Below are 15430 nucleotides of genomic sequence, written 5' to 3' on the forward strand. Positions count from 1 at the left end.
AAGGGCCAGGGCGCTTGGGACCTGGTCAAACAAGGCCTGGTGATGGTGCCCGAAGGCCGCGGCACCTTCACCCGCATGACCATCACCGAGAACCTGCAGATGGGCGCCTACATCCGCAGCGACAAGGCGCAGATCCTGGCCGATATCGACAAGGTCTTCAGCATCTTCCCGCGCCTGAAAGAGCGCAAAGACCAGTTGGCCGGCACCATGAGCGGCGGCGAGCAGCAGATGCTGGCCATGGGCCGGGCACTGATGGCCCAGCCCAAGGTCTTGTTGCTGGACGAGCCCAGCATGGGTCTCTCTCCCATCATGGTGGACAAGATCTTCGAGGTGGTGAACGACATCCACCAGCAAGGCGTGACCGTCTTGCTGGTGGAGCAAAACGCCAGCCGCGCCTTGGCGCTTGCCAACCGGGGCTATGTGATGGAGTCCGGCCTGATCACCATGACCGGCGAAGGCAAGGCCTTGCTCAATGATCCCAAGGTGAGGGCGGCTTATTTGGGGGAGTGAGTGGCATTTTCAGCGCGAAGCAAAGAAGGGCAGTCGAGTGACTGCCCTTCCCAAGTGGCATGGACAGTTCTGAGGATTTGAGCCGGATTGCCTCCCATGAAGTTCGGCAAGGCCTCACAACCTCGCCAATTCCCACACTCCTTACGGATTCAAAGCTATTGTCTTTTCAAGATACTGACCATGTCGTAGGAGCTTCAATGCAACTGAGCTCCCGCGCCGATCCTGAAGATAACTCATTAACCATTCGGAGTTCTGTATCGGAAGTCCGTCAATTGACAACAACTTGTCACCGACAAGCAGGTCTGCATTGAATGCCGGCGTGCCATCTGCAATTAGCCGAACGACCACTCCCTTGTTCGTTTGCAACTCTTGCCGCTCTAAGTCAGACAGGTCGCGGAAGAAGGCTCCAAGTCGAAACTTTTGCTTTATGAAAAAGACCGCTCCGTAGTCCGAGCGGTGAATTGTCATAGGCACATAATTTGTTGTGGTTCCGTATGTGGTTGTAGTCCCCGTTCCATAGGCAGTCGCGGATCCACGTGCTCCATAGGCGGTGGCTGTGGCGGTTGAGTAAGAGGTGGACGTTGTGGGTGTTGTGATAGGAATGCTCGAAGTGATTGAGCCCGTGTACTTCGGGCTAAGGATGAGTACCAAATCAGCGCCTACTTCTTTAGCCTGTGAGATAGCAGAGCCCTCCGATTCCGGTCGGCCGCTGTTAAACATCGAATTTCCAATCATGACGTATCCGCGCTTGGCATACGCGTCTATGACAACTTGAGCTTCTGTGGGCTGGGCTCGTTCAACGATTGGTGAGTCGGGTGGTGGGGCAACGCGCAATCTTGCAATGGCTTCTGCGGTAGCACCTTGCGCGGGGCGATAAAACTGCTTGTACCCGCTCGCACATCCGCTAAGGAACAAGGTGGCTAAGAGCGCGAGTAGTCCGTAGGTGTTTTTCATCATTGGTTATAGCGTTTGGTGCCTCAGCAAAAACTGGTTACTTAACTGGATATTGGCAGTCTAGCTTCTGTCAGCCGAAGAGAAGCTTCTGCTTTCTTTGCAAGAAGGTGACGATCATGTCGATTTGGCCGCGAGCGTGCAGGATGTTCCCTTTTTGGGATTCTGATGTAACCACTTTGTACCTGGATATGCCGGAAAGGCCGAGGTCACTTCCCTATGATCGTGTAATATGGTTACCAGTTTTCAACCCTCCGAGTTACATCGGTAGCTGAGCCCATGAACAAGACCCTCCTCGCCGTTACCGAACGCATCCGCCAACGCAGCGCCGCCACTCGTGGGCGTTATCTCGACGGGCTGGACCAGCTGGCAGGGCGCAAGCGCGGGGTGGAGCGCATGGGCTGCGCCAATGTGGCCCATGCGTTTGCGGCCATGCCTAGCAATGACAAGCTGCGCATCGTGGCCGAGAAGGCGCCGCATCTGGCCATCGTGACGGCCTACAACGATATGTTGTCGGCCCACCAGCCGTATGAAGGCTACCCAGCCCTGATTCGCCAGGAAGCCCATGCCCAGGGCGCCACCGTGCAGGTGGCGGGTGGCGTGCCGGCCATGTGCGACGGCGTGACCCAAGGTCTGCCGGGCATGGAGCTGAGCCTGTTCTCGCGCGACACCATCGCCATGAGCACGGCCATCGCGCTGAGCCACGATGTTTTCGACGCAGCCTTGCTGCTGGGCATCTGCGACAAGATCGTGCCGGGCCTGCTGATCGGCGCCTTGCACTTCGGCCATCTGCCCTGCGTGTTTGTGCCGGCCGGGCCGATGAGCAGCGGCCTGTCGAACAATGAAAAAGCCAAGGTGCGTGAGCTTTACGCTCAGGGCAAGGTCGGCCGCGAGGAGTTGCTGAAAGCCGAGTCCGCCGCCTACCATGGCGCGGGCACCTGCACCTTCTACGGCACGGCCAATAGCAATCAGATGCTGCTGGAAGCCATGGGTTTGCATGTGCCCGGCGCCGCCTTTGTGCACCCGCATGACCCCCTGCGCGAGGCCTTGACCCGCCAGGCCGTGCGCCAGGCCCTGAGCCTGACTCACAAACACCACTACACGCCCATCGGTCGGGTGGTCGATGAGCGCTGCATCGTCAATGCCATGGTGGCCTTGCTGGCCACCGGCGGTTCCACCAACCACCTGATCCACTGGGTGGCGGTGGCGCGTTCGGCCGGCATCTTGATCGATTGGAGCGATTTCTCCGAGCTCTCGGGCGTCGTGCCTCTGCTGTCCCGCGTCTATCCGAATGGCGCGGCCGATGTGAACCAGTTCCAGGCGGCAGGCGGCCCGGCCTTTGTGATCCGCGAACTGCTCAAGGTTGGCCTGATGCATGAGGACGTGCTGACCGTGGCCGGTGCTTCGCTGCAGGCTTTTGGCACTTTGCCTGCCTTGGATGAGGCGGGCAAGCTGGCCTGGCAAGACTTGGCACCGGCGAGCAAGGATGAGGCCGTGGTGCGCACGGCCGAGCAGCCCTTCAGCGCCACCGGCGGCCTCAAGCTGCTGGACGGCAATCTGGGTCGCGCCGTCATCAAGGTTTCGGCCGTGCCCGAGGATCGCCACATCGTCGAGGCCCCGGCCCGCATCTTCAGCGATCAGGAGTCCATGCTGGCTGCCTTCAAGGCCGGTGAGCTGGAACGCGATGTGATCGTGGTCGTGCGCTTCCAAGGCCCGCAGGCTAACGGCATGCCCGAGCTGCACAAGCTGACCCCACCTCTGGCCGTGCTGCAAGGCAAGGGCTTCAAGGTGGCCCTGGTGACCGATGGCCGCATGAGCGGTGCGTCGGGCAAGGTGCCGGCCGCCATCCACGTCAGCCCCGAGGCCCTGGCTGGTGGTCCCTTGGGCAAGCTGCGCGACGGCGACGTGGTGCGCCTGGACGCCACCACCGGCGAACTGCAAGCCCTGGTCTCGGCCGAGGAATGGGCGGCTCGCGAAGGGGCTCAGATCACCGAGCACCAAGCGCTGGAGAACGGCCACGGCCTGGGCCGCGATCTGTTTGCTGGCATGCGCCGCAATGTCCGCACCGCCGAAGAGGGCGCTGTGTCCTGGCTTTAATCAATGACATCGAAATCGACATGAGCATCACCAACACCCTCAGCCTGGCCAGCCACGGCCCCGTCATTCCCGTCATCGTGATCCAGCGTCTGGAAGACGCCGTGCCCCTGGCCCAAGCCCTGGTCGCCGGCGGCGTGCGGGTGCTGGAAGTGACGCTGCGCACGCCGGTCGCCTTGCAAGCCATGGAAGCCATGGCGCGCGCCGTGCCCGAAGCCATCGTGGGCGCCGGTACCCTGCGCAGCGTGGCGGATGTGAAGGCGGCTCGCGACGCGGGTTGCCAGTTCGGCGTCAGCCCCGGCTTTACCGAGGCGATTGGCGCGGCCTGCCATGAGCAGGGCCTGCCCCTGCTGCCGGGCGTGTCCACCGCCAGCGAGGTGATGCAGGCCAATGCGGCCGGCTATCAGTTCTTGAAGCTGTTCCCGGCCGTGGCCGTGGGCGGCATCAATCTGCTCAAGGCCTTGGGCGGCCCTTTTCCCGATGTGGCGTTTTGCCCCACCGGCGGTATCACGCTAGAGACGGCGCCGCAGTTCCTGAAGCTGGCCAATGTGAAGGTCTGCGGCGGTTCCTGGCTGACCCCTCAAGACGCCATCGACGCGGGCGATTGGGCCCGCATCACGCGCTTGGCGGCGGAAGCTGCTGCCTTGCGCGGCTGATCGACGCTAATTTCAGGTTTGATCGGGAAGATCAAACACCAGGCAGGTCGTGCTGGCGTGCGCATACAAACGCCCGTCATGCCCGACGAGGCTGGCCTCAGCGGTCGCCACCTGGCGGCCCGAGTGCACAACCTTGCCAACTGCCCGCACCAAGGGCACTTTGTCGGTCAGTGCCCGCACCAAGTTCACCTTGAATTCCAGCGTTGTGTAGGCCCGACCCACCGGCATGGTAGTGTGGACGGCGCAGCCCAGGGCGGAGTCCAGCAAGGTGGCGAACCAGCCACCATGCACCGTGCCCAGCGGGTTGTAGTGGCGGCGCAGGGGCTTGCCCTGAAAGACGGCCTCGCCATGGGCCACGCTGATCAAAGCGAAGTCCAGGGTCTCGGCAATCGGCGGCGGCGGCAAGTCGCCGGCAAGCATGGCTTGCATCACTTCCAGGCCGCTGCGGCCCTGGATTTGCTCGCGCGTGGCCAAGCCGGTCTGGGCCTGGATGTGGGCGCGCACGACGGCTTCTTCGGCCATCCACTGGGCCAGCACTTGATCCTGTTGTGACTCTGTCATGGGGTTTGCTTTCGCTTGGTGTCAGGTCTTGCTAGTTTCTTGCGCGATCTGTCGCAGTGCTTGCACAAACACCTCGGGCGGCTGGCCGCCCTGGATCAGATGGCGCTCGTTGATGATGATGGCCGGCACCGAGTGGATGCCCTGGGCCTGCCAGAAGGCCTCGGCCTCGCGCACCTCGCGGGCGTAACGGTCGCTGGCCAGGATGGCACGCACTTCCTCGGCATCCTGGCCCTGAGCCTCGGCCACGCTTTGCAGCAGGGCGTGTGAGCCGGGGTTTTGGCCCTCGGTGAAATAGGCTTTGAGCAGGGCTAGCTTCAGTTTCAGCTGCGCATCGCCGCCGAGTTCGCCCGCCCAGTGCAAGAGGCGATGGGCATCAAAAGTGTTGTAGATGCGGTCGCGCGCGCCCTTGGTGAAGGTGAAGCCCAGAGCCTCGCCGCGCTGGCGTATGGCCTCGCGGGTTTGTTCCAGCTGAGCCGGGCCGGCGCCGTATTTGCGGGCCAGGTGGGCGTTGATCTCTTCGCCCTCGGGGGCCATCTGCGGGTTCAGCTCAAAGGGCTGGAAATGCAGGGTCACCGGCAGCTCGGGCACTTGAGCCAGGGCTTGTTCGAGGGATTTGAGGCCGATGGCGCACCAGGGGCAGGAGACGTCGGAGACGAAATCGATTTTCATGATGGCCCACTCTAGCCGAGCCGGCGATCGCTTGCCCGGGCCAGGTAAAACCACTCCTGGCCGGGCAGGGCTTTGTTATTGGGGAAGACGATGCGGCCGCTGGATGGCGCCAGCACCGGTCGGCCGTCAAAGCGTGTGCCTATGCGCTGGCCCAGCTCGACCGCGTCGAAGCTGGCCCATTCGCGTTCGAATTTGTCTTCGGCATGCTCCCGGTCAATCACTTCATAAAGCTGCAAGAGTTCGGGGGGAGTGGCGGGCTTGTGCGGCTCCACCGCCTCGGGCGCCACCATGCCCAGATGGACTAGGGTGCGCAGAATCGCCAGCCTGGCCACCTCGGGGGCATGAGGGTCCAGGTGCTGCCCGCATTCCAGGGTCAGGCCGTAGCCGCCTTGCGAGCGCATGTACTCGGTCGTGCCCACGCCGTAATGCGGGTCCTGCACCAGCGAGCTCGCGCGCGTGCCGTCGGCGGCCAAGGCTTGGCGGCGTTGCAGGCCCAGCTCGTAGGTAGAGAGCCAGCCCTCGACGATGCGCCCCACGCCCAGGCAGGCGGCCAGCGCGCCTTCCTTGGCCGCGTGGGCAAAGGGCTCCAGCTCGCCCTGGTTGTCGCGCGGGCCCAGCATCGCAAAGGCCTGGCCCTGGCCTTGGAAGGAGTGCAGATCCAACAAGACCTCATGCGCTGCCAGCAAGGGGCAGAGCTGACGGGCGATGCGGTCCTCAAAGTCCTGCGGCACGACGGGCGGGCGCAGATTGCGGTTGAGATTGCGCTCGCCCTCGCGCCGCTGCAAGCGGTGGGCCAGGGGGTTGACGATGGGAACGAAGGTTAGGGTGCCGCGCAATAGCGCTAGCGTGCCGGCATCCAGCTGCGCCATCACCGACTCGATGGCCGATACGCCGCAGACCTCATTGCCATGCACGGCGGCGGTGACGAGCAGCTTGGGGCCGGCATGCAGGCCGGCGAATTGATGGATGCGCAGATGGCGGGGCTGGGGGGCTTGGCTCATGAGTATTCAGGTCTTGGGGAAAGGCGAGGGCCGATATTAGGACAAGGCTGGGGACGGCCGGCCAGGCCAGGTCGCCAGCACCACGCCGCTGAGGGCCAGAGCGTAGGCGATCAGCTGGTTTGCGCTGGGCCGCTCGCCCAGAAACCAGCCGACGAGGCCGGTGGCGATGGGCAAGAAAACCATGAACACCCCCGCCTTGGCCGCAGGCACTTGGCGCAAGCCCGTCATCCACAACCACACCGTCACCATGCTGGCCGCGCCTGCGTAGAAGAGCAGCAAGCCCCAGACGCTGAGCGTGGGGGCGCTGAAATCAAAGCTGAACGCCTGCCAAAGTCCTAGCGGCGTCACCAGGGCCATGCCCCAAAGATTGATCAAGGCGCTGATGCGCTTGGGGGAAACCTGGGCGGTGAGCTTTTTGCCTATGACCACATAAGTCGCCTCGCAGAACACGGCCGCGATCAGCAGCAGGGCGCCCAGCCATGTGGTGTGCTGCTGGCTGGCGGAGGCCTGACCCCGCTCCAAGGCCACCAGGGCGATGCCGCCCACACCCAGGCCTATGCCTAACAGCACCCGGCCGCTCATGCGTTCGGCCAGGAAGACGCGGCTGAGCAAGGCCACGGCCGCGGGAATCGCCGCCATGATGACGCCGGCGGCCATGGCCGAGGCTTGCTTGAGCCCGAAGAGCAGGCAGATGGAAAAGAGGAAGTTGCCGATAAAGGACTCCCAGAACAGCAGGCGCCGCGTGCGCGCATCCAGCGGCGGCTCGGCAGTACCCCGTTTGAGCCAGGGCGCCATCAGCACAGCCGCGATGCCAAAACGCAGCCAGGCCAGCAAAAAGACCGGGAAGCTGAGGATCAGCAGCTTGCTCAGGCCCACATAGCTCCCCACCAAGCTGGTGCTCAGGGCCAGGCAGGCGAGGGCGGCCCAGGGCAGGTGGTGGGTGGAAAGGCTGCTGGCAGGGCTGTGGGGCTGGGTCATGCCACCATCATGCCTCGGCGCTTGGGCTGGCTGGCTTTTGCACCGGCAGCGCCATGCCGACCGAACGCGGCGCGGTCTCTTTAAAACCGTACTGGGCGTACAGCGTTTTGGCCTGGCCATCGGCAATCAGGCTGACATAGCCCGTGGGAGGCACGGCCTCCCGCAGATAGTTTGTGATCTCGGCCATGATGCGTTTGCCCAGGCCCTGGCCTTGGTGCGCGGGCAGGACGGCGATGTCCACGACTTGAAAGAAGCAGCCCCCATCACCAATCACCCGGCCCATGCCTACCGGCGTGTCGGCCTGCAAGATCTGCACCGCGAACAGACTGTTTGGCAGGCCCAAGGCCGCCGCCTGATCGCTTTTGGCGCTGAGCCCGGCTTGCACCCGCAGGGCTTGGTAGGTGACCGCGTCTGGGATTTGCAGCAGGCTGCGGTAAGAGCTGTTCATGCCGTCGTCATCAAAGGTTTGGGTGCCACAGGCTTGGCCTGCTGTGGCGGGAGAGAGGCATTTTGCTTCAGGCCCAGGGCTAAACTGCGCTCAGCATTTTTCTCCCCAGTTTCCTTTCTTCTCAAGCCGCTCATGACGATTGCCTGGCATCTGTTCACCCCCTGGAGCGCCCTCATCGGCGGCGCCCTGATCGGCCTGGCTTCGGCCCTCTATCTCTTGGGCAATGGCCGCATCGCGGGCATCTCCGGCATTTTGTTCAGCCCCTTGCGGGCCCTGCTGAGTCGCCGGCCTCTGCGACCCGAGTGGACGCGCATCGCCTTTCTGCTGGGTTTGCTGCTCGCACCTTGGGCCTGGCTGGCCGTCGCGCCTTTGCCGGCCGCGCAGGCGGTGGCGGGGCCCGGCCTTTTGGTCGCCGCGGGCTTGTTGGTGGGCGTGGGCGTGCGCATGGCCAATGGTTGCACCAGCGGGCATGGGGTTTGCGGTTTGGCGCGCTTTTCCCTGCGCTCCTTGTTCAATGTGGGGGCCTTCATGGCGGCTGGCTTTGTGAGCGTGGCCCTGCTGCGCTGGGCGCTCTGAGATGGGCCTCTTGCTTGCAGCCCTGAGTGGTTTGATCTTCGGCCTGGGCCTCTTGGCCAGCGGCATGACGAACCCAGCCAAGGTGCAAGGCTTTCTGGACCTGGGTGCTGCCTGGGACCCCAGCCTGGCCTTGGTGATGGTGGGCGCCATTGCGGTGGCGGCGCTCGCCTTTGCCCGCGCGCGAGGCCGAGCCAGGTCTTGGAGCGGCGCGGCCATGGAGATCCCCCAAAACCAAACCATAGACCGGCGCTTGATCCTGGGCGGCCTGCTCTTTGGCGCGGGCTGGGGCCTGGCCGGTTTTTGCCCAGGCCCGGCCTTGGTGGCCCTGAGCAGCGGCATGCGCGAGGCCTGGATTTTTGTGCCCGCCATGTTGTTGGGCATGTTTTTGCATGACTGGCTGTCCAAGCCGCGCAACTCAGACAGCCCGCCCTGATTCACCGGAGTTCTTTCCCATGACCTCATCCCTGATCTTTCGCCAGCTCTTCGACCCCACATCCTCCACCTACACCTATTTGCTGGGCGATGCGGCCAGCGGCGAGGCGGTCTTGATCGACCCGGTGTTCGAGCATGAGCGCCGCGATCTGGCCTTGCTGCGCGAGCTGGGCCTGGTTCTCAAGGCCACGCTGGACACCCATGTGCATGCCGATCACGTCACCGGCGCCTGGCTGCTCAAGCAGCGCTGCGGCAGCGAGATTCTCTTGTCCGAGCACTCAGGGGCGATCAACTTCGACCGCCTGCTCAAGCATGGGGATCGGGTGGGCTTTGGCTCGCGCTATCTGGAGGTGCGGGCTACTCCGGGCCATACCAACGGATGTTTGAGTTATGTGCTGGACGATTTGAGCCGCGCCTTCACCGGCGACTGCCTGCTGATTCGTGGTTGCGGCCGCACCGATTTTCAGCAAGGCAGCCCAGGCCTGCTCTACCGCTCGGTGCAGACCCAGATTCTTAGCCTGCCGGACGACTGCCTGCTCTATCCCGGCCACGACTACCGCGGCCTGACGGTGACCAGCGTGCGCGAAGAGAAACGCTACAACCCGCGCCTGGGCGGCGATATCAACGAGGCCGACTTCGCCGGCTATATGAACCATCTGGGCCTGCCGCACCCCAAGCTGATGGATATTGCCGTGCCGGCCAATCTGCGCTGTGGGCGCCCCGAAGGCAAGGCCGGCGAGGCGGCGGACGATCAGCAATGGGCGGCGCTGACCTATAGCTTCAGCGGCATCTGGGAGATCACGCCCCAGGCCCTGGAAGAGCGCTTGGCTGCCGCGGCTGCCCAGCCCATTCAGCTCATCGATGTGCGCGAGCCGCAGGAGTTTGTCGATGTGCTGGGCCATATTCCTGGCGCGCAGCTCTTGCCGCTCTCCCAGCTCGCTGCGCGAGCGGGCGAATTGGATGCCAGCCGCCCCGTCGTGGCCGTGTGCCGCTCGGGCGCCCGCTCGGCTCAGGCCACGGTGCTTTTGCAGAAATCAGGCCTCAAACAAGTGGCCAATCTGACGGGCGGCATGTTGCGCTGGCGGGCCGAGGGCCTGGCCGTCGAGGGCGGGCAGGCCTGAGCGCTAGCCCCGCATTCTTTTGCAGGAGTCGCGCCTGACCAGGCGCGGCGCGGGCATCTCAATCTGCGGCTCTTCCCCCGCCAGCAGCTGCAGCATGGCCTGTGCGGCCAACTGGCCTAACTCGTAATTGGGCTGGTGCACGGTGGTCAGCGGTGGCAGAGAGAACTGCGAGCTGGCCATATCGTCAAAGCCCACCAGGGAGACGTCATCGGGCACCCGTAGCGAGCGCTTGTGCAGGGCCAGGGCGGCGCCTACCGCCATCTGGTCATTGGCCGCAAAGATCGCGCTGAAGGGCTGGCGGCTGCTCAGCAGGTTTTCTACCGCCAACATGCCGCTGACCTCGTGGTAGGCCCCGGGCACGACCAGCTTGGGCTCGAACGCCAGGCCGGCTTCTTCCAAGGCGGCGCGATAACCGCGCAGGCGCTCGGTGGCGTCGGGATGCTCGTCTTCGCCGGAGATGAAGGCAATCTGCTTGTGGCCGAGGTCGGTCAGATGCTGGGTGGCCAGGCGGGCACCCTCGAAGTTGTCGAAGTTCAGGGTGTAGAGGCCGGGGCTGCTGAGCGTACGGCCGGTGGCCACCACGGGCAGTTGCAGGGCGCAATCGGCCAGGGCCTGGTCGCTCAGGCGCCCGGTGAGCACGATGATGCCGTCGACCCGGCGCGAATGCAGCATGGTGATGCAACGCGCCTCGGTGGCGGCGTTCCAGTGCCCGCTGACGAACAAGGGGCTGAAGCCCGCAGGGTCCAGGGTTTCTTCGATGCCGCGCAGGGCCGCGCCGTAAAAAGGGCTGTCGATGGCCTGGGTGATCACGCCGATGCTCATGGAGCGGCCGCCGGCCAGACCCCGCGCAATCGGGTTGGGCACAAAGCCCAGCTCGGCGATGGCTTTGTCCACCGCCTCGCGCTTGGCCTCGCGCACGCCCGCCGTGCCGTTGAGGATGCGCGAGACGGTGCTGAGCGAAACCCCCGCGGCCTTGGCCACCATTTCAATCGTCACCAAGCCCTCTGGGTTGAGCTGACGGGGTCGATTGTTTGGGCTTGGAACCGGTGGCTTGGGCTTCTTCATCGCTCTCATGGGGCGCGGGGCGGGGATGCGGCTGCGAGTGTATCGCCTGGCCCCCGGCGCAAGCCTAGGCCCAGTCGAGCATGGCCTGTTTGGCTTGGCGGCTGACCTTGTACAAGCCCCAGTGCTTCTCGGGTTCCAGCGGGTCGGGTGAGCCCTTCCAGGGTTCGTCAAAGGCCTCGAAGACAAAGCAAAGAATGCCTTCGCCGTCCGTCCATGCCAGCAGATCGCGCAGATAGACGGCTTGCAAGTCCTCGGAGGTGTTGTGCGGTTCGATACCGCGACCATTGGAGTTGGTCGCCCAGCCGGCCTCGGTGATCACCACCGGCTTGTCGGGGTAGAGCTGGGCCACGCTGAGGTAGTTCTCGCGGGTGTAGTTCAAGGCCTCGTGGATGTGCTTGTACTCCCAGACCGGGTAGCTGTGCAGGGAGATGAAGTCCAGCTCGGCCACCAGGTCCTTGAGCTTGTGCCACCAGGGCACATAGTTCTCGCAAAAGGTCACCGGCTGTTTGACGCTGCGTTTGACCCGCCGCACATGCTCGATCATGCGCGGCACCGGCACATAGTGATCGGTCCAGTCCACCGTGGCTTCATTGCCCACGGCGACGGCGAAGACGAGCTCGGGGTTGGCATTGGCCAATTCAATCAAGCGGCCGACTTCGGCCTCGTTCTCGGCGATGCTGGCCTCGAGCTGGGCCTCGCTGTACTGGCCGCCCCAAGGGCAGCCGAAGTTATTCATCTCCGCGCCCAGATAGGCGCCCAGCATGACTTGAAAGTTCAGGCCTTCTTCGCGTATCACCTCCAGCACCCGCTGTGCATGCAGGCTGCAGTCGTAGAGGCGCAGCAGGCGCCAATGCGGCTGGAGCATCAGCAAGTCCTCCAGAATTTCTTCACGGGAGGGGTAGACGCGGCTGTCGGGGCTTTGCCCCTCGCGGTAGCCGGAGTAGCAAATGGCGCGGCCGGTAGGTAGATTCAACATCGTCTGTTTTGTTTTCATTCTTCAAACTTGAGCTTGCCGTCCTTGTTCCACAAGCCCCAAAAAGCGCCGACATCCCCTTCCTGACCGACCTTCCAGGCCTCGTCAAAGGCCGCGAAATAGAACACATCCACATTCGCCTGCTTGGCCCATTGCTGGGTGTCGAGGAAGTAGCGCATGGCCCCATCCTGCGAGGGCCTGGCGCCATGGAAGGCGCTGCCTTGATCGGGCCAGCCGGTCTCGCTGATGATGACGCGCTTGCCGCCGGCCACGGCCTGGGTGCGCTGCCACATGTCTTGCATATAGGCCACCGCCTGCTCGCGCGGGCAGCCTTCCCAGAAGGGGTAGCAATTGCTCAGGATGACGTCGCAGGCGGCGGTGATGCGCGGGTGCTGCTCAAACAAATAATAGGCATCGACATAGCCCACGGGCACGCCGGGCAGGGCTTCTTTGACCCGCTCAATCGTGGCCAGCAACTCATCCTCGGACATGTCTTTGCGCAGCAGCACCTCATTGCCCACGGCCACCAGATCGGCGTGGCCGGCGCGGGCGACGGCGATCAAGCCCTCGATCTCGCGCTCATTGATGGCTTTGTTGCTGCCCAGCCAGGCGCCGACCAGGGTCTTGAGGCCTAACTCGTGGGCGATGCGTGGTGTTTGCTCATGGCCATCGGTGCAGGAGAAGCTGCGTATCCATTGGGTGTGGGGCCGGATGATTTCCAGACGCTGCCGAATTTGCGGGGCGCTGATTCTGGCGCCGGGAGCCTGGCCCTCGGTATAGGGGCTGAAGCACAGGCCATGGACGCCTTGGTGCAAGGCCTGGCGGAACTCCAGGCTCAAGGCCGCCCTGGCTGCGCTGGAAAGCGCCGGTTCCGCCTGCGATGGCGAGGCCGGCAGGCCCTGGCCTTCAAGGCCGTGGAAGTGGAAGCGGTTTGACGTCGAGCCGTCTGGCGATCGCGACATCGAAGGGGGGAGTGAAGTGGAGGGCATGGCGGTTTGCATCGAGGGCGTGGGCAGTTCGTCTGGTTCTAGGGTTGAGGCCGTGGAGTTGGGCGGCGACGCATATTCCTGATCGGGCTCTGGGCTTGCGGTGGAATCGGGCGATGGCATCGCGCTGGGCGCGGGCGCTTGGGCGCGGCGGATGGCCAGCTCCGAGGCCATGGTGTCCACGGTCTTCTCGTCCAGTTCGTAGAACCAGAGTGCCGCCACGGCCAGGGCCGCGCCCACGGCGGGGATCAGGCTCATCATCTTGACAATGCCGTCGATGGTTTGCGCGCTCTGTGCCGCGTTGGCCTGGTAGCCGTAAAAGCTCAGCAACCAACCGGCGCCCGCGCCGCCCACCGCCCAACCCAGCTTCTGCGCGAAGGAGGCGGCGGAGAACACCAGGCCGGTGGCGCGACGCCCGTTCTTCCATTCGGCGTAGTCGGCCGTGTCGGCATACATGGCCCAGACCAGGGGTGCCGTGGGTGCCGCACACAGATTGATCAAGGTGTTCGCACCCCAGACCAGGGCTAGATTGTCGGAAGGTACAAAGTAGAAGGCGGCGGTCAAGAGGGCCGTGACCGACATCGAGACCATATAGAAATTGCGCTTGCCAAAGCGCTTGGACAAGGCCGGTGTCAGCATCACCCCGACGATGAAGGCCACGGCGCCGGTCGTCATCACAGGGCCGAACCAGTCCTTGCCGCCGGGCACGACGTTCTCAAAGTAAAAGATGGTGACCGTGCCACGGATATTGTTGAAGGTCAGGGCGGCGATGCCCACGGCACACAAGACCAGCCAGGGGCGGTTGGCCAGCAGGTCTTTGACGTCGTTTTTGAGGCTGGTCTTCTGGCTCAGCTCCGGGTGCACGCGCTCCTGGGTGAGGGCGAAGCAGGCCCAGTAGAAAATGACGGCGATGACCGAGTAGATCAGCATGGTCATCTGCCAGCCGCGCGGCGAGGTGTCGCTGCCGCCGAAGTAATGCGCCATGGGCATGGCGGTATTGACGATGACGAACACCGGCAGCAGAGCCATCACAAAGCGATAGCCCGAGGCGCTGGTGCGCTGTTTGGAGTCGGGGGTCAGCACGCCCAGCAAGGCGGAGTAGGGGATGTTGATGGCCGAATAAGCCACCATCATCAGGCTCAGCGTGACATAGGCATAAACGACCTTGGCCGTGCCTTGCAGATTGGGCACGGTGAAGGTGGCCACGGCCGTCACGGCCATGGGGATGGCCATCCACAGCAGATAGGGCCTGAAGAAACCCCAGCGCGTGCGGGTGCGATCGGCGATCGCTCCGATGACCGGGTCTATCACCGCATCGCCCATGCGGGTGACCAGGAGCATGGTGCCCATGGTCGCGGCGCTGAGCAGGAAGACGTCGGTGTAGTACTTGGCGATGAAGATGGAGAACATCTGCCAAAACATATTGGAGGCCAAGTCGCCGAAGCCGTAGCCAACCTTTTCGCGGACCGAGAGCTGGTGTTCTGATGCTTGTGTCATGGGCTGCGCTTTGTTCAGGCTTGCTTATGCCAGGGGAATTGGCCCTTGCCGCGGGGTGCCGCCTCGCCATAGCCGCCGACCTTGTCGTAGACGCGCACATAGTCGACGACCAGCTCGGCCGGGAAGCGGGTTTGTTCGTTAGGTGCGCCGGGGAAATTGCCGCCGACCGCCACATTCATCAGCAGGTAAAAGGGCTGATCGAAGGGCGCCGGCCAAGGATTCAGATCGGAGGCCTTGGCCGCATGGATGCCCAGGCCGCCGCGGCTCTTGCTGGAGCTCCACCAAAAGGACTGGGTCTTGGTCAGCACATCGTCCACGTAGAAGCGGATCTCGCCCGGCTCCCATTCCACCGCATAGACATGCCAGTCGCTCACCAGGCTGCCGCTGGGCAGATCATGCACATGGGTGAGCAGGGAGCGGGCCGGAAACTCGGAGCCGAAGTGGATGCTGTTCAGCACCTGCTGCGGCTTCTCGCCCACGATCTCCATCACATCGATCTCGCCGGACGCTGCCCAGCCGCCATAACGGTCGTCCTGCGGCAGCAGCCAGAGCGCGGGCCACAAGCCCTTGCCCCAGGGCACTTTGGCGCGGAATTCAAAGCGGCCGTAGAGCTTGGTGAACAAGGGCGCGCCGTCACGCTTGCGGGTCTTGAGCCGGGCCGAGGTGTAGCCGCAGCCATGCAAGGGCGCTTTGACCGCGCGAAGGGTCAGCAGGCTGTCGGCCACCGTCACGTTCTCGGGCTCGGCGGTGTAGTACTGCAACTCCTCATTGCCCCAGCCGGGCACCCAGACATGCTTGCGGTAGTCGTAAAAGCCATTGCCCAGGTCAAAGTCCCATTTGCTGCGGTCTACCGCATCGCCCTCGAACTCGTCATGCCAGACCAGGGTCCAGCCCTCTCGTTTGGACTGCATG

Annotated in this window: 16 protein-coding genes; 6 read left to right on the forward strand and 10 right to left on the reverse strand. The window is 63.8% G+C overall.

Annotated features, from left to right (window positions below; translation table 11 throughout):
* Positions 1-510: ABC transporter ATP-binding protein (locus tag DBR47_RS12035; protein WP_148090426.1), on the forward strand; the 510-nt coding region annotated here is incomplete at its 5' end.
* A gap of 141 nt (positions 511-651) precedes the next feature.
* Here the strand turns inward: DBR47_RS12035 and DBR47_RS12040 are convergent.
* The gene (locus DBR47_RS12040; protein ID WP_124450321.1) at positions 652-1467 is read right to left on the reverse strand and encodes a PDZ domain-containing protein; all 816 of its coding nucleotides are present in this window, start codon (positions 1465-1467) and stop codon (positions 652-654) included.
* 273 nt (positions 1468-1740) lie between these two features.
* On the opposite strand from DBR47_RS12040, the gene edd reads away from it, so the two are divergent.
* Positions 1741-3558 carry a phosphogluconate dehydratase gene (edd, locus tag DBR47_RS12045; RefSeq protein ID WP_124450323.1) on the forward strand — a complete coding sequence of 606 codons (1818 nt, stop codon included), beginning with the start codon at positions 1741-1743 and terminating at the stop codon, positions 3556-3558.
* A 20-nt stretch (positions 3559-3578) separates the two neighbouring features.
* Positions 3579-4211, forward strand: coding sequence for a bifunctional 4-hydroxy-2-oxoglutarate aldolase/2-dehydro-3-deoxy-phosphogluconate aldolase (eda, locus tag DBR47_RS12050; protein WP_124450325.1), 633 nt, complete (start codon positions 3579-3581; stop codon positions 4209-4211).
* A gap of 12 nt (positions 4212-4223) precedes the next feature.
* On the opposite strand, the gene DBR47_RS12055 is transcribed toward eda, so the two are convergent.
* From DBR47_RS12055 to DBR47_RS12075, 5 genes are read right to left on the reverse strand one after another with little or no spacing between them, the layout of a single operon-like run.
* Positions 4224-4772 carry a PaaI family thioesterase gene (locus DBR47_RS12055; RefSeq protein ID WP_124450327.1) on the reverse strand — a complete coding sequence of 183 codons (549 nt, stop codon included), beginning with the start codon at positions 4770-4772 and terminating at the stop codon, positions 4224-4226.
* A 21-nt stretch (positions 4773-4793) separates the two neighbouring features.
* Positions 4794-5441, reverse strand: coding sequence for a DsbA family oxidoreductase (locus DBR47_RS12060; protein ID WP_124450329.1), 648 nt, complete (start codon positions 5439-5441; stop codon positions 4794-4796).
* Positions 5442-5452: 11 nt separating this feature from the next.
* On the reverse strand, positions 5453-6442 hold the full coding sequence (locus tag DBR47_RS12065) for a succinylglutamate desuccinylase/aspartoacylase family protein (protein ID WP_124450331.1): 990 nt from the start codon (positions 6440-6442) through the stop codon (positions 5453-5455).
* A 36-nt stretch (positions 6443-6478) separates the two neighbouring features.
* The gene (locus DBR47_RS12070) at positions 6479-7420 is read right to left on the reverse strand and encodes a DMT family transporter (protein WP_124450333.1); all 942 of its coding nucleotides are present in this window, start codon (positions 7418-7420) and stop codon (positions 6479-6481) included.
* 7 nt (positions 7421-7427) lie between these two features.
* Positions 7428-7868 carry a GNAT family N-acetyltransferase gene (locus DBR47_RS12075; protein ID WP_124450335.1) on the reverse strand — a complete coding sequence of 147 codons (441 nt, stop codon included), beginning with the start codon at positions 7866-7868 and terminating at the stop codon, positions 7428-7430.
* A 132-nt stretch (positions 7869-8000) separates the two neighbouring features.
* Between DBR47_RS12075 and DBR47_RS12080 the strand changes: the two genes are divergently transcribed.
* From DBR47_RS12080 to DBR47_RS12090, 3 genes are read left to right on the forward strand one after another with little or no spacing between them, the layout of a single operon-like run.
* A complete protein-coding gene (locus DBR47_RS12080) occupies positions 8001-8444 on the forward strand; it encodes a YeeE/YedE family protein (RefSeq protein WP_124450337.1) in 444 nt (147 codons plus the stop codon).
* 1 nt (position 8445) lies between these two features.
* Positions 8446-8877: a DUF6691 family protein gene (locus tag DBR47_RS12085; RefSeq protein WP_124450339.1), complete on the forward strand. Its 432-nt coding sequence runs from the start codon at positions 8446-8448 to the stop codon at positions 8875-8877.
* 31 nt (positions 8878-8908) lie between these two features.
* Positions 8909-9997 carry a rhodanese-like domain-containing protein gene (locus tag DBR47_RS12090; RefSeq protein ID WP_124451035.1) on the forward strand — a complete coding sequence of 363 codons (1089 nt, stop codon included), beginning with the start codon at positions 8909-8911 and terminating at the stop codon, positions 9995-9997.
* 3 nt (positions 9998-10000) lie between these two features.
* On the opposite strand, the gene DBR47_RS12095 is transcribed toward DBR47_RS12090, so the two are convergent.
* The 4 genes from DBR47_RS12095 to DBR47_RS12110 all read right to left on the reverse strand — a co-directional run bounded on the left by DBR47_RS12095 (position 10001) and on the right by DBR47_RS12110 (position 15429).
* Positions 10001-10993 (reverse strand): LacI family DNA-binding transcriptional regulator, encoded by a 993-nt coding sequence (locus DBR47_RS12095; RefSeq protein ID WP_231512275.1) that lies wholly within the window; start codon positions 10991-10993, stop codon positions 10001-10003.
* A gap of 133 nt (positions 10994-11126) precedes the next feature.
* Positions 11127-12038: a glycosyl hydrolase gene (locus DBR47_RS12100; RefSeq protein ID WP_124450342.1), complete on the reverse strand. Its 912-nt coding sequence runs from the start codon at positions 12036-12038 to the stop codon at positions 11127-11129.
* A 14-nt stretch (positions 12039-12052) separates the two neighbouring features.
* Positions 12053-14518 (reverse strand): glycoside-pentoside-hexuronide (GPH):cation symporter, encoded by a 2466-nt coding sequence (locus DBR47_RS12105; protein ID WP_124450344.1) that lies wholly within the window; start codon positions 14516-14518, stop codon positions 12053-12055.
* Positions 14519-14532: 14 nt separating this feature from the next.
* The gene (locus DBR47_RS12110; RefSeq protein ID WP_124450346.1) at positions 14533-15429 is read right to left on the reverse strand and encodes a family 16 glycosylhydrolase; all 897 of its coding nucleotides are present in this window, start codon (positions 15427-15429) and stop codon (positions 14533-14535) included.
* Position 15430: the final 1 nt, after the last annotated feature.

The sequence above is a fragment of the Paucibacter sp. KBW04 genome, assembly GCF_003852425.1.
In the GTDB taxonomy this organism is placed as follows: Bacteria; Pseudomonadota; Gammaproteobacteria; order Burkholderiales; family Burkholderiaceae_C; genus Paucibacter_A.